This window comes from Pantoea deleyi (assembly GCF_022647325.1).
GTDB classification, from domain to species: Bacteria; Pseudomonadota; Gammaproteobacteria; order Enterobacterales; family Enterobacteriaceae; genus Pantoea; species Pantoea deleyi.
Window position 1 is genome coordinate 1718629 of the sequence record NZ_CP071405.1, and the last position, 20341, is coordinate 1738969.

Consider the following 20341-nt stretch of genomic DNA (forward strand, 5'->3'; position numbering starts at 1 on the left):
GTCATGATTGAAGCCGACCGTCTGGTCTCTGCTGCCAGCGTTAACGAAGAAGAGTTAATCGACCGCGCGATACGTCCGAAACTGCTGAACGAGTATGTCGGTCAGCCGCAGGTGCGCGAGCAGATGGAGATTTTCATCAAGGCGGCGCAGCTGCGCGGCGATGCGCTCGATCACCTGCTGATCTTCGGGCCGCCAGGGCTGGGGAAAACCACGCTGGCGAACATCGTGGCCAACGAGATGGGCGTGAATCTGCGCACCACTTCCGGCCCGGTGCTGGAGAAGGCCGGCGATCTGGCCGCGATGCTGACCAACCTCGAACCGCATGACGTACTCTTTATCGATGAAATCCACCGCCTCTCACCGGTGGTGGAAGAGGTGCTCTATCCGGCGATGGAAGACTATCAGCTGGACATCATGATTGGTGAAGGGCCTGCCGCGCGTTCGATCAAGCTCGATCTGCCGCCGTTTACCCTGATTGGTGCCACGACCCGCGCAGGCTCGCTGACGTCGCCGCTGCGCGACCGTTTCGGCATCGTCCAGCGGCTGGAGTTCTATCAGGTAAAAGATCTGCAGCACATCGTGGGCCGCAGCGCCGCCTGTCTCGGCCTGGCGCTGAGTGATGACGGGGCGCTGGAGATTGCCCGCCGTGCGCGCGGCACACCGCGTATCGCCAACCGCCTGCTGCGCCGTGTGCGTGACTTTGCCGAGGTGCGGGCCAACGGCGACCTCAGTGGTGAAGTCTCCTGCAGCGCGCTCGATATGCTTAACGTCGACAGTGAAGGGTTCGATTACATGGACCGCAAGCTGCTGCTGGCGATCATTGACAAATTTATGGGCGGGCCGGTCGGGCTGGACAACCTCGCGGCGGCGATCGGTGAAGAGCGCGAAACCATCGAGGATGTGATTGAACCCTTCCTGATTCAGCAGGGTTTCATTCAGCGCACGCCGCGTGGCCGTCTCGCCACGCAGCATGCTTACCGTCACTTCGGCATCACGCGCGAAGAGTAGTTACATCGCCGGTTTGCGCACCATGCTGATGATGAACAGGATGGCGGCGCAGAGCACCACGGACGGACCGGCGGGGGTGTCGTAGAAGGCGGAGAAGGTCAGACCGCCGGTGACGGCAACGACCCCGATGAGCACGGCGGTGGCCGCCATGCCTTCCGGCGAGCGCACGAAACGACGGGCGGTCGCGGCCGGGATGATCAGCAGTGAGGTGATAATCAGCGCGCCGACAAACTTCATGGCCACCCCGATGGTCAGGGCCGTGACCAGCATCAGGATCAGGCGGGTACGCTGAATGTTCACGCCATCGACCTGCGCCAGCTCCGGGCTGATGGTCATCGACAGCAGGGCACGCCACTGCCACGCCATCACCAGCAGCACGACGACCACGCCGCCGCCCATCATCCAGAGATCGTCCGGCGTGACCGCCAGCAGATCGCCAAACAGATAGGCCATCAGATCCACGCGCACGTTCTTCATCAGGCTGACCACCACCAGGCCCAGCGACAGGGCACTGTGCGCCATGATGCCCAGCAGGGTATCGATAGCCAGATGCGGACGGCGCTCCAGCCAGACCAGCCCCAGCGCCAGGCAGACGGTGACCATAATCACCGCGTAATAAGGGTTTACGTTCAGCAGCAGGCCAAAGGCCACGCCAAGCAGCGAGGCGTGCGCCAGCGTATCGCCAAAGTAGGACATCTTGCGCCAGACCACAAACGAACCCAGCGGGCCGGCCGCCAGCGCCAGCATCACGCCGCCAATCCAGCCCGGTAATAACAACTCAATCATGATGAACCCTGTCCTTTGCGTAAAACGATACGTCCCTGAAGGTCGTGACGGTGATTGTGATGGTGACGGTAGATCGCCAGCTCCTGCGCGCCGCGCGGGCCGAACATCGCGATAAACTCCGGATGCTGCGAGACCGCCTCCGGCGTGCCGGAACAGCAGATGTGATGGTTCAGGCACAGGACTTCGTCGGTTTTCGCCATCACCAGGTGCAGGTCGTGGGAGACCATCAATACGCCGCAGTTCAGCTCAACGCGCAGCTGATTAATCAGATCATAGAGCGCAACCTGACCGTTCACATCCACGCCCTGGGTCGGCTCATCCAGCACCAGCAGCTGAGGCTGATTCAGCAGCGCACGCGCCAGCAGCACACGCTGGGTTTCCCCGCCTGAGAGTTTCTGCAGCGGTGAATGCAGCAGATGGCCCGCCTGCACCCGCTTCAGGGCCGGCAGGATATCGGCGCTTTTGCTGCCCCGCGTCAGACGCATAAAGCGTTCAACCGTGACCGGCAGGGTGGGATCGATGTGCAGTTTCTGAGGAACATAGCCGACACGCAGGCCGGGCAGACGCTGAACGCTACCGCTGCTCGGGGCAAGCAGGCCCAGCACGACGCGGACCAGGGTAGATTTCCCGGCACCATTGGGGCCCAGCAGGGTGAGAATACGGCCAGGCTGCAATGCCAGGCTGACGCCTGATAACACATTACGCTGGGTAAATTTTATCGAAACGTTTTCGAGTGTGACAAGTGAGGTCATAGTATTTACAGGTTGCACAGAATTTCGAATGTTATAATATCACATTCCACTTCATGGTCACGATGGAATGACGCAATATGTTACATAATAAAAAGGGCGTAATTTTCGCCTTATCTGCTTTATCCGTTACCGCTTTGTTAAGCCTTCCGGCACACTCTGCCGTGGTGGCATCTATCAAACCGGTCGGCTTTATCGCCTCCGCCATTGCAGACGGGGTAACCCCGGTCGAAGTCCTGCTGCCGGACGGCGCCTCTGAGCATGACTACTCCCTGCGTCCCTCTGATGCAAAACGCTTAAAAAACGCAGACTTAGTCGTCTGGGTCGGGCCGGAAATGGAAGCGTTTATGACCAAATCTGTGGCTGAACTTCCGGCGCAAAAAAATCTCGCGATGGTCAATATCGACGGCGTCAAACCGTTATTGATTAGCGGTGGTGAAGATGAAGATGAGCACGCAGCGGAAAAATCTGAAGATCATGAGGCCGAAGCTCACCACCACCATCACGGCGAGTTTAATATGCACCTGTGGTTGTCGCCAGAGATCGCGCGCAAGACCGCGGTTGCAATCCATGGAAAATTATTGGAACTTATGCCGCAAGACAAAGCCAAACTTGACGCCAACCTCCAGCAGTTTGAGGTAGCGTTGGCGGACACGGACAAACGCGTCAGCGCACAGCTTGCTCCGGTTAAAAATAAAGGATATTTCGTTTTTCACGACGCTTACACGTACTTTGAAAAACACTACGGTCTTTCGCCTGCCGGGCACTTTACCGTGAATCCTGAAATTCAACCGGGCGCTCAGCGTTTACACCAGATACGAACACAGTTGGTTGAGCAAAAGGCGGTCTGCGTCTTTGCTGAGCCACAATTCAGGCCAGCAGTCATCGATGCTGTTGCCCGCGGAACGCAGGTGCACAAAGGCACGCTCGACCCCCTGGGCACAGACATCAGCTTAGCCAAAGACAGCTATGTGAAATTCCTCTCACAACTGTCGAGCCAGTATGAAAGCTGCCTGAAAGGAGCATGAGGAATAGGTAAAAGTGCAGCAGATAGCCCGCTCTGTCGCCCTCGCATTTAACAATTTGCCGCGCCCCCACCGCGTTATGCTGGGGTCATTAACCGTTGTTACTCTGGCCGTCGCTGTCTGGCGGCCTTATGTTTACCATCCCACCGATGACGTGACGCCGATCGTCAAAACCATCGACCTGGATAAAAACGAACTTCGTACGCTGCTGCCGGAAGCCAGTGAGCCGATTGATCAGAGCACACCGGAACCGGACGAAGAGTTGCCTGCAGACGATGTCGACACCGACGTGCCGGACACCGCAGGCGTCCACGACTATACCGTCTCCTCCGGTGACACGCTCAGCAGTGCCCTCAACCAGTATGGCATCGACATTGGCGACATTAATGCGCTGGTGGTAAGCGATCGCGATCTGCGTAATCTGCAGGTCGGTCAGCAACTGAGCTGGACGCTGGATGATGATGGCGGCCTGAAAACCCTGAGCTGGGAGATCTCCCGCCGCGAAACCCGCACCTATGAGCGTACCCCGAAAGGGGGCTTCACCATGAGCGCGGAGATGCAGAAGGGCGAATGGCGTAACAGCGTGATGCAGGGTGAAGTGCGCGGCAGTTTCGCGGCCAGCGCCCAGCGTGCCGGTCTGACCGGCGCCGAAGCCAGCGGCGTGATCAAGGCGCTGCAGTGGCAGATGGATTTCCGTAAGCTGCGGGCGGGTGACCAGTTCAGCGTCCTGATGTCACGCGAAATGCTGGATGGAAAGAGTGCGCAGAGCCAGTTGCTGGGTGTCCGCCTGCGCAGCGGCGGCAAAGACTACTACGCTTTCCGGGCGGAAGATGGCAAGTTCTACGATCGCAGCGGGTCCGGTCTGGCGCGTGGCTTTATGCGCTTCCCGACCGTGAAGCAGTATCGGGTCTCGTCGAACTTCAATCCGCGTCGTCTTAATCCGGTTACCGGCCGTATTGCGCCGCACAAAGGCGTCGACTTTGCCCTGCCAATCGGCACCCCAGTCCTGGCTGTCGGTGATGGTGAGATCGTCGTGGCGAAAAATGGCGGTGCCGCCGGGAACTACGTGGCGATTCGTCATGGCCGTCAGTACATGACGCGCTACATGCACATGAAGAAAGTGCTGGTGAAACCGGGTCAGAAGGTGAAACGTGGCGACCGAATCGGCCTGTCAGGAAACACCGGACGCTCTACCGGCCCGCATCTGCATTTTGAAATCTGGATCAATAACCAGGCCGTGAACCCGTTAACTGCCAAACTTCCGCGTATGGAAGGTCTGACCGGCAAAGCGCGCAGCGACTATCTGGCACAGGTCAGATCCTGGCTGCCTCAGCTCGGCCTGAAGTAAGCGGATTCGTCAGCTCGCCAGAAAACCGACGGTTTCCCGTCGGTTTTCTGCTATCTGGCGCATGACGATTGCAAATTTTCAGGTGGTCACTATCATTAGCCGGTCATTGCTTGAGGCGAGTGCATGGAAACCCGTAAAAAAAATAACATTGAATTTATTCCCGTTTTTGAACGTTCTTTTTTGAAACCTAAATACTGGGGCAGCTGGCTGGCGATTGGTGCGCTGGCCGGGCTGGCGTATCTGCCGGCAAAAGTGCGCGATCCGCTGCTGGGCCGTTTGGGCCGCTTTGCCGGTAAGCTGGCAAAAGGGGCGCGTCGCCGTGCGCTGATTAACCTCTACTACTGCCTGCCGGAACTCAGCGAGGCGCAGCGCGCCACGGTGGTCGATGAGATGTTTGCGACCGCGCCGCAGGCGATGACCATGATGACCGAGCTGGTTCTGCGTGACCCGGCGCGCATCCGTGAGCGCGTGGAGTGGCATGGCCGTGAAATCATCGATCAGATGAAGGCCGACCAGCAGAATGTGATTTTCCTGGTGCCACACGGCTGGGCGGTGGATATCCCCGCGATGCTGCTGGCGTCAGAAGGCCAGAAGATGGCGGCGATGTTCCACAATCAGAGCGACCCGCTGCTGGACTACGCCTGGAATACCGCGCGTCGTCGCTACGGTGGCCGTATGCACGCCCGTAATGACGGGATTAAACCCTTCATCAGTTCGGTACGGCAGGGCTACTGGGGCTACTATCTGCCCGATCAGGATCACGGCGCTGAGCACAGCGAGTTTGTCGATTTCTTCGCAACCTACAAAGCCACGCTGCCAGCGGTCGGACGGCTGATGAAAGTGTGCCGCGCCCGCGTGGTGCCGCTGTTCCCGGTCTATAACAGCGAAACGCATAAGCTTGAAATCTATGTACGTCCGCCGATGGACGATCTGCTGGAAGCCGACGATCGCCAGCTGGCACGCCGGATGAATGAGGAGGTGGAGGTGTTTGTCCGTCCGCATCCCGAGCAGTACACCTGGATACTCAAACTGCTCAAGACCCGTAAAGAGGGCGATATCGAACCCTATTCGCGCAAAGAGCTTTATCCGCGTAAATAGCAGAAAGGCCGCATAAGCGGCCTTTTTTATTCCTGATTGATCCGCCCCGCGCGGCGAAGAGGCGTCACGCGGTCAGGCCCCGATGCGCAATGTTACAATGCTTCCAGCGTGCTGCGGCGCTGACGCTCGCGCATAAACAGTTTCACCAGCCCGAACCAGAGCACGCCGCTGATAAAGTTGACCAGGCAGAACCACAGCATGCCGCCGCTGAAGTAACCGCTCTTCGCCAGTTCAATCCCTGCCGCCAGCGTCAGAATACTGATCATCCCCAGCATCGCCGCCACGCTGCCTTTTCCTTCCTGACTCGCATAGAGTGTCAGGCGATAGAGCCCGGCGTTGACCATACCCGCGCCAAAGGCGTAGAGGCTCAGCCCGGCGGTCACCAGCAGCCAGGCGTGGCTGTTCAGCAGGCTCGCCACCAGCGCCAGGGTCAGACCGATCAGAATCGGCCAGGCGGCGAAGATCACCGGCCGCTCGATCGGCACCCGTCCGGCCAGCTTGCTCAGCGTCAGGTTGCCCGCAATCATCGCCATAAACACCGGCAGCTGCAGCAGGGCATACTGCATGCGGGAGAGTCCCTCGTCATGTATCAGGATCACCGGAGAAAGCGCCACCCAGGTCAGAATCGGTATAAACACCAGCCCGATGGCAAAGGAGCCGGACATCACCAGCCGGTCCTTCATCAGCCGGCCATAGTTACGCGCCAGACTGGGCAGGGCGATCGAGTGACTGCGGTCGCCTGCGGTTTCCGGCATCACGCGCCACAGCACCACAAACGCGACCACGCTGCAGGCGGCAAACAGCCAGAACATGCTGCGCCAGCTGCCCAGGGTGAGCCAGGCGGCACCGGCCAGCGGGCCCGCCAGCGGAGCCAGCAGCGCGACGTTGGCCATCAGCGCCATCATGCGCACCGCCAGTGCCTCATCAAACGCCTCCTGAATCGCCGCGTAACCGACCGCGCCGATAAAGCAGAGGCTGATGCCCTGAATAAAGCGCAGGCTGACAAATTCTTCAATTGAGCTGACCCAGTGGGTCAGGATGCAGGCGACGGCAAAGAAGAGGATGCCCGTGAGCATCACCGGGCGTCGGCCATATTTGTCAGAGAGCGGGCCGAGCAGCCACTGCAGCACCACGCCGCCAATCAGATAGGCGGTCAGGGAGGTAGAGACCCATTCCGGGCCGACGGAGAATTCGCGGGTGACGATCAGCATGCCGGGCTGGATCATGTCATGCGCAATGTAGGTGGCAAATTCGAACAGCACTAACGCCAGAGGAAAGAGTAAAATTCGGCCGGTAAGCTGGCTGATGGGGTGAAAACGGGCCATCTGGCCTCCTTGTCAGAAAAGAAAACGCGACTGCCAGGCAGTCGCGCTGATGATTCTACACTGACAATGTCAACCCGGGCTCAATTAATCCACACGCAGTACACGCGAAGTGTTGGTGGTGCCGGTCGCGCCCATCACGTCACCCTGTGTCACGATGACCAGATCACCGGACACCAGGAAGCCTTTGTCGCGCAGCAGATTAACTGCATCGTGGGCTGCCGCGACGCCGTCGTTGTTGCTGTCGAAGAAGACCGGCGTAACGCCACGGTAGAGCGCGGTCAGGTTCAGCGTGCGCTCATGGCGTGACATGGCAAAAATCGGCAGGCCCGATGTGATGCGTGAGGTCATCAGCGGGGTACGGCCCGATTCGGTCATGGTGATGATCGCTGTGACGCCCTGCAGATGGTTCGCGGCGTACATGGAGGACATCGCGATTGCCTCTTCGATGTTGTCGAACTGCACATCCAGGCGGTGCTTGGAGACGTTGACGCTGGGGATCTTCTCTGCGCCCAGACAGACCTTCGCCATCGCCGAGACGGTTTCCGCCGGATACTGGCCCGCTGCGGTTTCCGCGGAGAGCATGACCGCGTCCGTGCCATCCAGCACGGCGTTCGCCACGTCCATTACTTCGGCACGGGTAGGCATCGGATTGGTGATCATCGACTCCATCATCTGGGTAGCGGTAATGATGGTGCGGTTGAGCTGACGGGCGCGGCGGATCAGGGCTTTCTGGATGCCGACCAGTTCCGGATCGCCAATCTCAACGCCCAGATCGCCACGCGCCACCATCACCACGTCGGAGGCGAGAATGATGTCATCCATCGCTTCCTGAGTCGCGACGGCTTCGGCACGTTCCACTTTAGCGACCAGCTTCGCCTCACAACCCGCTTCGCGCGCCAGGCGACGCGCCAGGTTCATATCTTCGCCACAGCGTGGGAAGGAGACGGCCAGATAATCGACCTGAATCTTCGCGGCGGTGATGATGTCCGCCTTGTCTTTCTCGGTCAGCGCTTCCGCCGACAGGCCGCCGCCCAGCTTGTTAATGCCTTTATTGTTCGACAGCGGGCCACCTACGGTTACTTCCGTGAACACCTTCATCTGCTGAACTTCCAGCACTTTCAGCTGCACGCGGCCGTCGTCCAGCAGCAGGATGTCGCCCGGCACCACATCTTCCGGCAGCCCTTTATAGTCGATACCGACGCGCTCTTTATCGCCTTCGCCTTTACCCAGGCTGGCATCCAGCAGGAAACGGTCGCCAATGTTCAGGAAAACTTTGCCTTCTTTGAAGGTCGATACGCGGATTTTAGGGCCCTGCAGGTCACCGAGGATCGCGACGTGGCGCCCCAGTTTTGCGGCGATCTCGCGGACTTTGTCAGCACGTAACTGGTGATCTTCCGGCGTGCCGTGAGAGAAGTTGAGTCGGACAACGTTCGCACCAGCAGCGATGATTTTTTCGAGGTTATTATCACGATCGGTAGCCGGGCCGAGGGTTGTAACGATTTTGGTTCTTCTGAGACGTCTTGACATCGAGGACTCCGTAAACATTTAAGCGTGTCCCGGTGGGAGGACACAACATGGTTATCTATTCTATATGATCGACGGGTTGTGATACGACTCACATTGTAAATGTGATGTTAATTTTTTTGCTGAACATCCTCTTCCCGCAGTGTGGGCTTTTCGTAACGCGACGCTTTCAACGCCTCTTTCACGCGTTTCAGGTTTTCCCGGAAGGGTGCTCCCCGTTCCAGGGTCAAACCGGTCGCCAGAACATCGATCACGGTCAGCTGGGCCAGGCGCGATACCATCGGCAAACAGACATCAGTATCTTCCGTTACATCAAGCACTAAAGCGATCGCTGCTTCGTGGGCCAGGGGTGAATCGGGAGAGGTGATGGCAATAACGGTGGAACCGTTTACACGGGCCAGGCGAGCCAGTTCTACCATATTTTTTGTGCGCCCAGTATGCGAAATGAGAACAAAAACGTCACCGGCTCGACTATTTATGCAACTCATGCGCTGGATCACAATATCGTCCGACCAGATGACCGGCAGATTAAAGCGCAGAAATCTGGTGAAGGCGTCGTGCGCCACCACGCCGGAGGTGCCCAGCCCGAAAAAGGCGAGCTTGTCGGCCTGCGCGAGCAGGGTGACCGCCTGCTGCAGATGAACGCTGTTCAGCTGATCCCGCACCCGCTGCAGTCCGGCCAGCGCCGAGTCGAAGATTTTGCGGCTGTAGTGCTCTGCGTCATCATCGTCTTCCACGCCGTGGATGACCCGGTTGCTGTTTGTCACCAGGCTCTGCGCCAGATGCAGTTTGAAGTCGGGAAAGCCGCGTGTGCCCAGCCGGTGGCAGAAGCGGTTTACGCTGGGTTCGCTGACACAGGCTTCCCGTGCCAGCGTTGCAATGCTGGAGTGTATCGCTGCCTGTGGAGCAGCCAGAATCTGCCGGGCGACTTTCTGTTCCGCTTTGCTCAGCGCAGCGAACTGCGCCTCAATCTTTTCCAGCATATTCATAAGGCAATGACCATCATCACTTTTATCAATTTCAATTATCACTGTCGTCGCGGCGGAATAACAGAGACTATATCGCGTCAGCACCCGGCAGGCGCAACGGCGGACAAGCCGATTGCCCACAGATTTGAGATACTTTGACCCGCGTCAGATTTTCCTGACACCAGCAGAAACAGAAAAAAATGGCCATCCGCACGGGTCATCACACGCACTGCGCTTATCCGGTACAGAGTTAATGCGGTTGACCCGGCGAGTCGGTTTACCTGGCGCGGGGAAAAAAGTAGAGTGTGCTCAGTAAAATAATAACCTGGACCCGGTGGCAGAGGATGCATCCCCACCGGACTATCCTGCAATGAGGAGAGGAAAATGGCGGTAACACAAACAGCCCAGGCATGCGATCTGGTGATTTTCGGTGCCAAAGGCGATCTTGCACGCCGTAAACTGTTGCCTTCACTGTATCAGTTAGAGAAAGCGGGTCAGATCCACGCTGAAACCCGCATCATTGGGGTGGGCCGTGCCGAGTGGGACAAAGCGGAATACACCAAAGTGGTACGTGAAGCGCTGGAAACCTTCATGAAGGAGAAGATTGACGAAGCGCTGTGGGACAAACTCAGCAATCGTCTCGACTTCTGCAACCTCGATGTCAACGACACCACGCACTTCCCGAAACTGGGCAAGATGCTGGACCAGAAGAACCGCACCACCATTAACTACTTTGCGATGCCGCCAAGCACCTTTGGCGCGATCTGTCAGGGGCTGGGCACCGCGAAGCTGAATGCAAAACCGGCGCGCGTGGTAATGGAGAAGCCGCTGGGCACCTCGCTGGAGACCTCGCAGGAGATCAACGACAGCGTTGGCGAATATTTTGATGAAAGCCAGGTGTTCCGTATCGACCACTATCTCGGCAAAGAGACCGTGCTGAACCTGCTGGCGCTGCGTTTTGCCAACTCAATCTTCGTCAACAACTGGGATAACCGCACCATCGACCACGTGCAGATCACCGTGGCCGAAGAGGTGGGGATCGAAGGCCGCTGGGGTTACTTCGACAAAGCCGGTCAGATGCGTGACATGATCCAGAACCACCTGCTGCAGATCCTGACCATGATCGCCATGTCGCCGCCGTCCGATCTCAGCGCTGACAGCATCCGTGATGAGAAAGTCAAAGTGCTGCGCTCGCTGCGCCGCATCGACCAGACCAACGTGCGCGAGAAGACCGTGCGTGGTCAGTACACCGCGGGCTTCGTGCAGGGCAAAAAAGTGCCGGGCTATCTGGAAGAAGAGGGAGCGAATAAGTCCAGCTCAACGGAGACCTTCGTGGCTATCCGCGTGGATATCGACAACTGGCGCTGGGCGGGCGTGCCGTTCTACCTGCGTACCGGTAAGCGTCTGCCGACCAAATGCTCTGAAGTTGTGGTTTATTTCAAAAACCCGGAGATGAACCTGTTCAAGGATTCCTACTCTGAGCTGCCGCAGAACAAGCTGACGATTCGTCTGCAGCCGGATGAAGGGGTGGATATCGAAATCCTGAACAAAGTGCCGGGTCTGGATCACAAGCACAAACTGCAGACCACCAAGCTGGACCTGAGCTACTCCGAGACCTTTAACCAGTCGCACCTGGCCGATGCCTACGAGCGCCTGCTGCTGGAGAGCATGCGCGGTATTCAGGCGCTGTTCGTCCGCCGTGATGAGGTGGAAGCGGCGTGGACCTATGTGGATTCCATCATCAACGCCTGGGCCGCCGATGGCGATTCTTCCAAGCCGTATCAGGCGGGCACCTGGGGCCCGGTGGCATCGGTCGCGATGATCACCCGCGATGGTCGTTCGTGGAACGAGTTTGAATAATCAGCATCATGAAGAAGCCCGCAACGCGGGCTTTTTTTTCGCCTGAAGCCAGAATGCCGGCGATCCCCAAAAATTGAACTGCCGTTTCAAAATGGGCGCAGGAGGATAGACGCTCACGAAGGGGATCATGTATGGTAGTGGCGCAACTTACAGGGCAGGAGCGGATGCTCCATGACCGGGCCGCAATCCCGGTGTTATCAAGCAAGGGGAACTGATGAAAAACTGGAAAATGAGTGCCGAACAGATTCTGACCACCGGGCCTGTGGTGCCGGTCATCGTTGTCAATAAACTGGAACATGCGGTGCCGATGGCGAAGGCGCTGGTGGCGGGTGGCGTTAAAGTGCTGGAAGTCACGCTGCGCACGCCCGTTGCGATGGATGCCTTACGTGCAATGATCAGAGAGGTGCCGGAGGCGATCGTGGGCGCGGGCACGGTCATCAATCCTCAGCAGTTACAGGAAGTCACCGACGCTGGCGCACAGTTTGTCATCAGCCCTGGCGTAACCGACTCCCTGCTTAAAGCCGCCGTTGAAGGGCCGGTTCCGCTGATCCCGGGGATCAGCACCGTCTCTGAGTTAATGACCGGCATGGACTACGGCCTGCGCGAATTTAAGTTTTTCCCGGCGGAAGCGAATGGTGGGGTGAAAGCCCTGCAGGCGATTGGCGGACCTTTTCCGCAGGTGCGTTTCTGCCCGACCGGCGGTATCTCGCCAGCGAACTACCGCGACTATCTGGCGCTGAAAAGCGTGCTCTGCATCGGCGGCTCCTGGCTGGTGCCAAACGACGCGCTGGAAGCGGGCGACTGGGATCGCATCACCCGGCTGGCCCGCGAAGCGGTCGAGGGCGCGAAGTAAGTGATGGCGGTGAGCATCGGCTCACCGCACACCTTTATCCCTGAACGGTGACCGCAGCTGCGCTGGCAACGGCACGCGCAATCGCTTGTGTGGTGCTGTCACCGCTGGCCAGCGCAACGCCCAGACGACGCTGCCCGCTGATCTCCGGTTTACCGAACAGGCGCAGTTGCAGACCCGCACCCAGCGCCGCTTCAACATTCACAAACTGCACGTTCTGGCTGTCCAGCTGCGGCAGGATCACGGCGGACGCGGACGGACCATACTGGCGGATCCCGCCAATCGGCAGGCCGAGGAATGCCCGGACGTGGAGCGCAAACTCCGACAGATCCTGCGAAATCAGCGTCACCATGCCGGTGTCATGCGGACGCGGCGAGACTTCGCTGAACACTACCTCATCACCGCAGACAAACAGCTCAACGCCAAACAGGCCATAGCCGCCCAGCGCCTTCACCACCTGCGCAGCCACATCCTGCGCCCGCTGCAGCGCCACATCGCTCATCTGCTGCGGCTGCCAGGACTCACGATAATCGCCATCCTCCTGGCGGTGACCAATCGGCGCGCAGAAATGAATGCCGTCTACGGCGCTGATGGTCAGCAGGGTGATCTCGAAATCGAAATTCACCACGCCTTCGACGATGACGCGACCGGCACCGGCGCGGCCACCCTGTTGCGCATATGCCCAGGCCTGATCGAGCTGGCTGCCATCACGGATAAAGCTCTGGCCTTTACCGGAGGAACTCATGACCGGCTTCACGATGCAGGGGAAGCCGATTTCGGCGGCGGCGTCATCGAAACTCGCCTTGCTGTCGGCAAAGCGGTAGCGGGAGGTCGGCAGGGATAACTCTTCGGCGGCCAGACGACGGATGCCTTCGCGATTCATGGTCAGCCGGGCGGCGCGGGCGGTCGGCACGACGCGCTGACCCTGCTGCTCAAGCTCAACCAGCATATCGGTGGCGATCGCCTCGATTTCCGGTACGACAAAGTCAGGCTTCTCTTCTGCGATCAGCGCGGCCAGCGCTGCGCCATCCAGCATGTTAATCACATGGCTGCGATGTGCGACGTGCATCGCTGGCGCATCGGCGTAACGATCCACCGCGATCACCTCCACACCCAGACGCTGACACTCCAGCGCCACCTCTTTTCCCAGTTCACCTGAACCCAATAACATCACGCGCGTCGCTGCCGGACGCAGCGCGGTTCCGAGAGTTGTCATACATTCACCTAAGCAGTCAGAATTCGGCCGCAGTATAAACGAAAACGTTTGCGTTCTCATCTTTCGTCGCGGTTACGCTGCCGTTTGCCTTACTTTTCCCGCTCTGACGTTTCCTGACATCCGTTTCGCCAGGATAGCAGGCTGATACTGTAAAAGGAGTGGATGATGACTAACTGGTTGCAACAGATTCAGTCCGTGCTGGCGAAAAAGGGGGGTGAGGGTAAAGCGGGAGGCAGCCTGAGCGATATGCTCGCGCCCGGTGCGCTGGGCGGTCTGGCCGGAATGCTGATCGCCAGTAAATCGTCGCGTAAGCTGCTGACGAAATATGGTGGCAAAGCGCTGATTATCGGCGGCGGTGCCGCCGCAGGCGCGGTGCTGTGGAGCAAATATAAACAGCGGGTCAGCGAAGCGCACCAGAATGAACCTGAGTTTGGCGTAACGCAGACGCCGGTTGACCAGCGTGCCGAACGCCTGGTGACGGCGCTGGTGTTTGCCGCTAAAAGCGACGGACACATCGACGATCAGGAGCGCGCTGCCATTGAGCAGAATATTCACCAGGCCGGCTACGGGCAGGAGGCGGAGCGGCTGATCCAGAAGGCGATGAACCGTCCGCTCGATCCGCAGTGGCTGGCCGCCGATGTCAGAAATGAGGAGGAGGCGCTGGAGCTCTACTTCCTGAGCTGCGCGGCCATCGATATCGATCATTTTATGGAGCGCAGCTACCTCTCTGCGCTGGGCGACGCCCTGAAAATCCCGCAGGATGTCCGCGACGGCATCCAGCAGGATCTCAACGAAGAAAAAGCCCGACTCCCCGCCGGATAATCCCCGCTGACACACCGCTGACGGGGCAGGTTTCAACCCCCGTCAGCGGAACCCCTCTGTCCCGCCTCTGGCTTCCGGCTGCTGAAGTGTTACGCTTACAGATCATGACGTTCACGGAGAGAGATGGATGAAAGCCCCCATCGCAAAAAAAATTCCTCATGAGATGACGCTGCACGGCGAGACGCGCATAGACGACTACTACTGGCTGCGCGACGACAAACGTGAAAACAGCGAAGTCCTTGATTATCTGCGCGCCGAGAACAATTACGGCAAAAAGATCATGTCATCACAGCAGCCGCTGCAGGAGCGGGTGTTAAAAGAGATCATCGATCGGCTGCCGCCCGAAGATCACTCGGTGCCCTATGTAAAAAATGGCTACCGCTATCAGAGCCGTTATCAGAGCGGTAATGAGTACCCGGCCTATTATCGCCAGCCCGCCGCGAGTGACGAGTCGGGGGAGTGGACTCTGCTGCTGGACGCCAATCAGCGCGCCTCGCACAGTGAGTTTTACACCATGGGTGCGCTGCATATCAGCCCGGATAATCGCCTGATGGCGCTGGCGGAAGATTTTCTGTCGCGACGCCAGTATGGTATTCGCTTTCGCAACCTTGAGAGCGGCAGCTGGTATCCTGAGGTGCTGAGCAACGCCTCCTCCAGCTTCGCCTGGGGCAACGATTCGCGCACCGTCTACTATGTGCGCAAGCATCCGCAGACGCTGCTCTCCTATCAGGTCTGGCGTCATGAACTGGGCACGCCGCAGTCAGATGATCAGCTGGTCTATGAAGAGCAGGATGACACCTATCATCTCAGCGTCCATAAAAGCACCTCCAAACAGTTCATCATGATCGCGCTCTACAGCACCAACACCAGCGAAATCCAGCTGATTGATGCTAATTTTCCCGACGCGCAGCCGCATGTCTTTCTGCCGCGCCGCCGCGATCATGAGTACAGCATCGATCATTACGATCACCAGTTTTTTATTCGCTCTAACCGGGAAGGCAAAAACTTCGGGCTTTATCGCAGCCGTTATCTGGACGAGTCGCGCTGGGAGACGCTGATCCCGGCGCGGGAGTCGGTGGTGATGGAAGATTTTCAGCTGTTCCGCGACTGGCTGGTGGTTGAGGAGCGTCAGCGCGGCTTAACCAGCCTGCGGCAGATCAACTGGGCCAGCGGCGAAACCAGCGGTATCGCCTTTGACGATCCGACCTATGTCACCTGGCTGGCCTACAACCCTTCGCCACGCACCAGCAAACTGCGTTACGGCTACTCATCGATGACCACGCCGACCACGCTGTTTGAGCTGGACATGGACACCGGCGAACGGCGCATCCTGAAACAGAGCGCGGTGAAGGGCTTCAACGCAGATGATTACCGGAGCGAGCATCACTGGATCAAGGTCAGCGACGGCACTGAAGTCCCGGTGTCGCTGGTCTATCACCGTAAACACTATCAGCCGGGGCAGAACCCGATGCTGGTCTACGGCTACGGCGCCTACGGCAGCAGCATGGACGCCGATTTCAGCGTCAGCCGCCTGAGCCTGCTGGATCGCGGCTTCGTCTATGCGCTGATCCAGGTGCGCGGCGGCGGCGAGCTGGGACAGCAGTGGTATGACGGTGGCCGCCTGCTCAACAAAATGAACAGCTTCACCGATTTTATTGAGGTGACGGAGGCGCTGGTGGCACGCGGATTCGGCCATCCCGATCGGCTTTATGCGATGGGTGGCAGCGCGGGCGGGCTGTTAATGGGCGGGGTGATTAACCTGGCACCGCAACAGTTTCACGGGGTCGTGGCGCAGGTGCCGTTTGTGGATGTGGTCACGACAATGCTCGATGAGTCGATCCCGCTGACGACCGGCGAGTATGACGAGTGGGGGAATCCCAACGATCCGGAGTACTACCACTACATCCGCCAGTACAGCCCTTATGACAACGTGGAGGCGAAAGCCTATCCCCATCTGCTGGTTACCACCGGACTGCACGATTCGCAGGTGCAGTACTGGGAGCCAGCGAAATGGGTGGCGAAGCTGAGATCGCTGAAAACCGACAATAACCTGCTGCTGCTCTGCACCGACATGGATGCCGGGCACGGCGGTAAGTCGGGACGCTACAAAGCTTACGAGGGGATTGCGATGGAATATACCTTCCTGCTGGGGCTGGCGCAGGGCACGTTGCCGCCAGCCCAGGATTACTGAGGCTCGGTCAGGTATTTTCGCAGCGCCTGTCGCAACGGCGGGCGCAGGTCGCTGACATTCTCCAGCACCCACTTCAGGTAGCCCGGATCCTTGCGGGCAATCACCGCGATCGCCTGGCCGCGATATTTGCCGAACGGCAGGATGTCGTCGCGCTGGGCTGCCGGTTGTGAACGGACAATCATTTCGGACGCGCTCCAGCCCGAGGTCTCCATGATCCGGATCAGCAGCGCCGCCGTGACATAGCAGTCATAGAGCGCGCGGTGGGCATGCAGATCGGCAGGGGGCGTCACATCCAGCTTCAGCGAATGACGCAGCGCCTGATTGCCATACTTAATGCCCGGCCAGAGCTGACGCGCCAGCTGCATCGTGCAGATCCATTCGCCAAACATCTCCGGCAGCATCCTGCGGTCAAAGCTGGCGTTGTGCGCCACGTAAAAAGCGCTGCCGTAATAGCGCGGAATCGCCTCTTCAATGGTCGGTTTACCGGCCACCATCGCTTCGGTGATGCGATGCACCGCCATCGCCTGACGGCTGATCGGGCGGTCAGGCAGGATGAGGTCGCTCATGGGATTCACAATCTGCCCATCCACCACATCCACGGAGGCGACTTCGACCACGCCGCCCTGCAGGCCGCAGGTTTCGGTATCGATAACGCGAAACATCATGATTTCATCTTCGGTTCATAAGGCAGACGCGACAGGCTGAGTGAGGCCTGGCGATAGTGCATCAGACGCTGACGGAACCAGTCGCGCAGCGCTTCGGGCTGCTCCTGCACGACCATCTCGGCCACCACCGGCATGTTGTAGCGCTCTTTAAACGCCACGCCCGCGGCCGCCAGATCGACATTAATCCTGTCTTTCTCTTCCTGGGTCAGTCGGGCAAGGTTATGACTCATAATATTCTCCTGAGGACAGCGGGCAAAAGTAATGTTTTCGACGGTCTGAATCAAGGATAAAGGATCGCATCGCTGGCCTCGACAGTGCAAATACAGCAGCGTATCCTTTTGCCTCATTTGTCGCCCCGGCGGCGGTTAAAAGGATGATCTTATGCAGAAAAAACGTATTTCTCGTGTGGTTATTGCGCTGATGGCCGCCGGGACGATGGCATTCAGCTCGCTGGCTGCCGCACACGCGCATCTTCGTTCCTCGGCCCCGGCTGACAATGCGCAGGTGGCCGCTTCCCCCGATACCCTGACGCTGACTTTCAGTGAAGATATCGAAGCGGCCTTCAGCGGCGTGACGCTGGTGGACAGCCATCAGAAGCCCGTTGCCACCGATAAAGCCCGCGTGGCCGCTGACCAGAAAAAGCAGCTGATTGTGGGCCTGTCGCAGCCGCTGAAGGCGGGAGATTATCAGGTTAACTGGCATGTCCTGTCGGTCGATGGACACAAAACGGCCGGACACTATCGCTTCAGCGTGAAGTAAGGCCGGTGACTACCCTCTGGATAGTGTTGCGGGCGTTGCACTTCGCCGCCGTGATGCTGCTGACGGGCAGCGCCTGTTTCAGCGCGCTGCTGGCGCCGCGGCGTTATCGTCCGCAACTGACCGGGCGACTCTTTCCGCTGATAAGAGGGAGTGCCTGGCTGGCGCTGCTCACTGCGCTGGCGATGCTGGCCTGTCAGAATGTGCTGATGAGCGGTGACAGCACGCATCTGGCCGACGCCGCTATCTGGATGGCGGTACTGAGCACGCATTTTGGTACGGTCTGGCAGGGTGAGATCCTGTTCAGCCTGCTGGCCGCTGGCGCCCTGTTCGTGACCGGCAGCGTTCGCTCTCCACTGCTTTTGCTGGCGGGCGTACTGCAACTGGTCGCAATGGCCCTGATTGGGCACGCCGCGATGCGCGATGGCTGGGCCGGCGTGCTGCAGCCGTTCAACCATGCGCTGCATCTGATAGCGTCCGCGTTCTGGGCTGGGGGGTTACTGCCCCTGTTGCTGCTGATGCGCGAAGCGCGTCAGATTGATCGCCGCACCGATGCTATCCGCACCATGATGCGGTTTTCACGCTACGGGCACCTGGCGGTGGCGCTGACGCTGCTGAGCGGGGTCATTAACAGCCTGATGATCGCGGGCTGGCCGCTGGCCCGGCAGGACTCGCGCTATATTGAGTTGCTGCTGTACAAAGTATTGCTGGTTGCCCTGATGGTCGGCGTGGCGCTGTTTAACCGTTACTGGCTGGTTCCGCGCTTTCGTCTGGCGGGCAGCGGAACGCAGCAGAAATTTATTCGCATGACGCAGCTTGAACTGCTGCTGGCGTGCGGAGTGGTTGGGCTGGTCAGCGTTTTTGCCACGCTGTCGCCAGCCTGAAATCGTTAAGAGAGAAAAGGGTCTTTATGTTGCTGAAGAAAGTGGTCCCCGCAATCCTGTTGTTATCCCTCTGCGGCCAGGCGCTGGCGGCACAAATCATTACCGTCAGCCGCTTTGAGATTGGCAAGGAGAAGTGGCCCTTCAATCGTGAAGAGGTGATGCTGACCTGCGAGAAAGATGGGGCGCTGTTTGCCATCAACCCGAGCACCCTGATGCAATATCCGCTGAACGACATCGCAGACCAGCTGTTTAAGAACAAACAGGTGAAAGCGCAGCCAATCAGCGTGATTCAGAGCGAAGATAAAGCGCATCCGGGCCAGATGATGAGTCTGCAGCCGATCATCGAGCGCACCCAGGCACTGTGCGGTAAATAGGCCCATCGGGTGCGGCAGCCAGCTGCGCCTGATCTTTTTTGCCGTTGCGATCACAAACTGGTCGGGTTTATGGCCTCTTGCCCTCCGCTTACTGGCATTTCCCCCGCGCTGATCTAACCTTAAATGGCAAGGCGTCACCGCCTTCATAAATGCCAACTTTTAGCGCACGGCTCCCTGAGAGCCATTTCCCTGGACCGAATATAGGAATCGTATTCGGTCTTTTTTTAGCTGGTATTTAACAACAATAACTTATCTCTTTATCAATGAGTTATTTCCCATTCTGTTACCTTCTGTTCTCCTCTCCTGAATTCTTTGCCGCCATTTTTCTTCGTTATAAACGCCAGCGAATTGAAGCGAATTGCATCTTCAGGATAATCAGGCGCGAAGTGCGCATAACGCATCGTTACCCTGATGTTGGAATGCCTGAGAATACATTGCGGCACGATCATCTTTCCCCCGGCCATTATTAAGTGACTGGCAAAGCTATGGCGCAGTACATGGCTTATCTGGCCTTCGGGTAATTCAATACCGGCCAGGCGAATGACCCGATAAAACTGTCCGTTCTCATTTGTGCCGCCGATGATACTGGACGTAGTTTAGGTTTCGTCGGCACCTTCAGCGACTCGCACAACGACAGTCACGGGTTTGACTGGTCGGCAATGGCTTGCAGCGCGGCGGCGAGGTTGCCTTTTTTACCTGCTTTATCGACCGCGTTCTGCATATGGGTGATAAGCACCGGCGTATGGAGTGGGAAGGTTGTCGCATCCTGCGCGGCGCAGACCATGCCTGCGAGAGCGGTTGATACGGTTGTAATGATGCACGTGACGTTGTTGACCTCGACAACGCGGACACCGTGATAATAATCGGACATCTGATGCACTCCGTTTTGAGC

Annotated in this window: 21 protein-coding genes; 11 read left to right on the forward strand and 10 right to left on the reverse strand. The window is 58.5% G+C overall.

Annotation, left to right across the window (positions count from 1 at the left end; genetic code table 11):
* Positions 1-3 precede the first annotated feature (3 nt).
* Entirely contained in the window at positions 4-1008 is a 1005-nt protein-coding gene (ruvB, locus tag J1C59_RS08035) for a Holliday junction branch migration DNA helicase RuvB (RefSeq protein ID WP_111139782.1), read from the forward strand.
* On the opposite strand, the gene znuB is transcribed toward ruvB, so the two are convergent.
* Together znuB and znuC are read right to left on the reverse strand one after the other, a co-directional pair.
* Entirely contained in the window at positions 1009-1794 is a 786-nt protein-coding gene (gene znuB, locus J1C59_RS08040; protein ID WP_128083860.1) for a zinc ABC transporter permease subunit ZnuB, read from the reverse strand. It abuts the gene before it with no gap.
* Positions 1791-2546, reverse strand: coding sequence for a zinc ABC transporter ATP-binding protein ZnuC (gene znuC / locus J1C59_RS08045; RefSeq protein ID WP_128083861.1), 756 nt, complete (start codon positions 2544-2546; stop codon positions 1791-1793). Before znuC ends, znuB begins: the two co-directional genes overlap by 4 nt.
* Before the next feature lie 77 nt (positions 2547-2623).
* Between znuC and znuA the strand changes: the two genes are divergently transcribed.
* The 3 genes from znuA (at position 2624) to lpxM (ending at position 6014) form a co-directional block, all read left to right on the forward strand.
* Entirely contained in the window at positions 2624-3571 is a 948-nt protein-coding gene (gene znuA, locus J1C59_RS08050) for a zinc ABC transporter substrate-binding protein ZnuA (RefSeq protein ID WP_128083862.1), read from the forward strand.
* 13 nt (positions 3572-3584) lie between these two features.
* Positions 3585-4916: a murein DD-endopeptidase MepM gene (gene mepM, locus J1C59_RS08055; RefSeq protein ID WP_128083863.1), complete on the forward strand. Its 1332-nt coding sequence runs from the start codon at positions 3585-3587 to the stop codon at positions 4914-4916.
* Between the two features lie 123 nt (positions 4917-5039).
* Positions 5040-6014 carry a lauroyl-Kdo(2)-lipid IV(A) myristoyltransferase gene (gene lpxM, locus J1C59_RS08060; RefSeq protein ID WP_128083864.1) on the forward strand — a complete coding sequence of 325 codons (975 nt, stop codon included), beginning with the start codon at positions 5040-5042 and terminating at the stop codon, positions 6012-6014.
* 92 nt (positions 6015-6106) lie between these two features.
* Here lpxM and J1C59_RS08065 read toward each other — a convergent pair whose 3' ends face one another.
* From J1C59_RS08065 to hexR, 3 genes are all read right to left on the reverse strand, one after another.
* Positions 6107-7339: an MFS transporter gene (locus J1C59_RS08065; protein ID WP_140916807.1), complete on the reverse strand. Its 1233-nt coding sequence runs from the start codon at positions 7337-7339 to the stop codon at positions 6107-6109.
* 84 nt (positions 7340-7423) lie between these two features.
* Positions 7424-8866, reverse strand: a complete 1443-nt coding sequence (gene pyk, locus J1C59_RS08070; protein WP_128083865.1) for a pyruvate kinase — start codon at positions 8864-8866, stop codon at positions 7424-7426.
* A 107-nt stretch (positions 8867-8973) separates the two neighbouring features.
* Positions 8974-9852, reverse strand: coding sequence for a transcriptional regulator HexR (gene hexR / locus J1C59_RS08075; RefSeq protein WP_167498244.1), 879 nt, complete (start codon positions 9850-9852; stop codon positions 8974-8976).
* Between the two features lie 363 nt (positions 9853-10215).
* On the opposite strand from hexR, the gene zwf reads away from it, so the two are divergent.
* Both zwf and J1C59_RS08085 read left to right on the forward strand, forming a co-directional pair.
* The gene (zwf, locus tag J1C59_RS08080; protein WP_111139774.1) at positions 10216-11691 is read left to right on the forward strand and encodes a glucose-6-phosphate dehydrogenase; all 1476 of its coding nucleotides are present in this window, start codon (positions 10216-10218) and stop codon (positions 11689-11691) included.
* Between the two features lie 214 nt (positions 11692-11905).
* Positions 11906-12544 (forward strand): bifunctional 4-hydroxy-2-oxoglutarate aldolase/2-dehydro-3-deoxy-phosphogluconate aldolase, encoded by a 639-nt coding sequence (locus J1C59_RS08085; RefSeq protein ID WP_128083866.1) that lies wholly within the window; start codon positions 11906-11908, stop codon positions 12542-12544.
* Positions 12545-12578: 34 nt separating this feature from the next.
* Here J1C59_RS08085 and purT read toward each other — a convergent pair whose 3' ends face one another.
* Entirely contained in the window at positions 12579-13757 is a 1179-nt protein-coding gene (gene purT / locus J1C59_RS08090) for a formate-dependent phosphoribosylglycinamide formyltransferase (protein ID WP_128083867.1), read from the reverse strand.
* Between the two features lie 165 nt (positions 13758-13922).
* Here purT and J1C59_RS08095 point away from each other — a divergent pair, with 165 nt between their 5' ends.
* Both J1C59_RS08095 and J1C59_RS08100 read left to right on the forward strand, forming a co-directional pair.
* Complete coding sequence (locus tag J1C59_RS08095; RefSeq protein ID WP_128083901.1) at positions 13923-14579, forward strand: tellurite resistance TerB family protein; 657 nt, start codon at positions 13923-13925, stop codon at positions 14577-14579.
* Between the two features lie 127 nt (positions 14580-14706).
* Positions 14707-16770, forward strand: coding sequence for a prolyl oligopeptidase family serine peptidase (locus J1C59_RS08100; protein WP_128083868.1), 2064 nt, complete (start codon positions 14707-14709; stop codon positions 16768-16770).
* On the opposite strand, the gene exoX is transcribed toward J1C59_RS08100, so the two are convergent.
* A complete protein-coding gene (exoX, locus tag J1C59_RS08105; protein ID WP_208721830.1) occupies positions 16764-17435 on the reverse strand; it encodes an exodeoxyribonuclease X in 672 nt (223 codons plus the stop codon). The two genes, J1C59_RS08100 and exoX, sit on opposite strands and share 7 nt — an antisense overlap.
* A complete protein-coding gene (locus J1C59_RS08110; protein WP_128083869.1) occupies positions 17432-17665 on the reverse strand; it encodes a DNA polymerase III subunit theta in 234 nt (77 codons plus the stop codon). The genes exoX and J1C59_RS08110 overlap by 4 nt, the downstream gene beginning before the upstream one ends.
* 151 nt (positions 17666-17816) lie before the next feature.
* Here J1C59_RS08110 and copC point away from each other — a divergent pair, with 151 nt between their 5' ends.
* The 3 genes from copC to J1C59_RS08125 are packed head-to-tail and all read left to right on the forward strand — an operon-like array spanning position 17817 to position 19449.
* On the forward strand, positions 17817-18194 hold the full coding sequence (copC, locus tag J1C59_RS08115; protein WP_128083870.1) for a copper homeostasis periplasmic binding protein CopC: 378 nt from the start codon (positions 17817-17819) through the stop codon (positions 18192-18194).
* A 5-nt stretch (positions 18195-18199) separates the two neighbouring features.
* Positions 18200-19075, forward strand: coding sequence for a copper homeostasis membrane protein CopD (gene copD / locus J1C59_RS08120; protein ID WP_128083871.1), 876 nt, complete (start codon positions 18200-18202; stop codon positions 19073-19075).
* A gap of 26 nt (positions 19076-19101) precedes the next feature.
* Entirely contained in the window at positions 19102-19449 is a 348-nt protein-coding gene (locus J1C59_RS08125) for a YebY family protein (protein ID WP_111138829.1), read from the forward strand.
* Between the two features lie 260 nt (positions 19450-19709).
* Here the strand turns inward: J1C59_RS08125 and J1C59_RS08130 are convergent, their stop codons facing one another.
* Positions 19710-20033 (reverse strand): tyrosine-type recombinase/integrase, encoded by a 324-nt coding sequence (locus tag J1C59_RS08130; protein ID WP_128083872.1) that lies wholly within the window; start codon positions 20031-20033, stop codon positions 19710-19712.
* 53 nt (positions 20034-20086) lie between these two features.
* Positions 20087-20320, reverse strand: coding sequence for a hypothetical protein (locus J1C59_RS08135; RefSeq protein ID WP_422615481.1), 234 nt, complete (start codon positions 20318-20320; stop codon positions 20087-20089).
* Positions 20321-20341: the final 21 nt, after the last annotated feature.

Excerpts from the sequence above, each read along its gene's own strand:
- J1C59_RS08110 (WP_128083869.1), bottom strand. The coding sequence starts at position 17,665 with ATGAGTCATAACCTTGCCCGACTGACCCAGGAAGAGAAAGACAGGATT.
- exoX (WP_208721830.1), bottom strand. The coding sequence starts at position 17,435 with ATGATGTTTCGCGTTATCGATACCGAAACCTGCGGCCTGCAGGGCGGC.
- znuC (WP_128083861.1), bottom strand. The coding sequence starts at position 2,546 with ATGACCTCACTTGTCACACTCGAAAACGTTTCGATAAAATTTACCCAG.
- J1C59_RS08135 (WP_422615481.1), bottom strand. The coding sequence starts at position 20,320 with ATGTCCGATTATTATCACGGTGTCCGCGTTGTCGAGGTCAACAACGTC.
- pyk (WP_128083865.1), bottom strand. The coding sequence starts at position 8,866 with ATGTCAAGACGTCTCAGAAGAACCAAAATCGTTACAACCCTCGGCCCG.
- J1C59_RS08125 (WP_111138829.1), top strand. The coding sequence starts at position 19,102 with ATGTTGCTGAAGAAAGTGGTCCCCGCAATCCTGTTGTTATCCCTCTGC.
- purT (WP_128083867.1), bottom strand. The coding sequence starts at position 13,757 with ATGACAACTCTCGGAACCGCGCTGCGTCCGGCAGCGACGCGCGTGATG.
- J1C59_RS08065 (WP_140916807.1), bottom strand. The coding sequence starts at position 7,339 with ATGGCCCGTTTTCACCCCATCAGCCAGCTTACCGGCCGAATTTTACTC.
- copC (WP_128083870.1), top strand. The coding sequence starts at position 17,817 with ATGCAGAAAAAACGTATTTCTCGTGTGGTTATTGCGCTGATGGCCGCC.
- J1C59_RS08095 (WP_128083901.1), top strand. The coding sequence starts at position 13,923 with ATGACTAACTGGTTGCAACAGATTCAGTCCGTGCTGGCGAAAAAGGGG.
- hexR (WP_167498244.1), bottom strand. The coding sequence starts at position 9,852 with ATGAATATGCTGGAAAAGATTGAGGCGCAGTTCGCTGCGCTGAGCAAA.
- zwf (WP_111139774.1), top strand. The coding sequence starts at position 10,216 with ATGGCGGTAACACAAACAGCCCAGGCATGCGATCTGGTGATTTTCGGT.
- J1C59_RS08085 (WP_128083866.1), top strand. The coding sequence starts at position 11,906 with ATGAAAAACTGGAAAATGAGTGCCGAACAGATTCTGACCACCGGGCCT.
- lpxM (WP_128083864.1), top strand. The coding sequence starts at position 5,040 with ATGGAAACCCGTAAAAAAAATAACATTGAATTTATTCCCGTTTTTGAA.
- ruvB (WP_111139782.1), top strand. The coding sequence starts at position 4 with ATGATTGAAGCCGACCGTCTGGTCTCTGCTGCCAGCGTTAACGAAGAA.
- znuB (WP_128083860.1), bottom strand. The coding sequence starts at position 1,794 with ATGATTGAGTTGTTATTACCGGGCTGGATTGGCGGCGTGATGCTGGCG.
- J1C59_RS08100 (WP_128083868.1), top strand. The coding sequence starts at position 14,707 with ATGAAAGCCCCCATCGCAAAAAAAATTCCTCATGAGATGACGCTGCAC.
- znuA (WP_128083862.1), top strand. The coding sequence starts at position 2,624 with ATGTTACATAATAAAAAGGGCGTAATTTTCGCCTTATCTGCTTTATCC.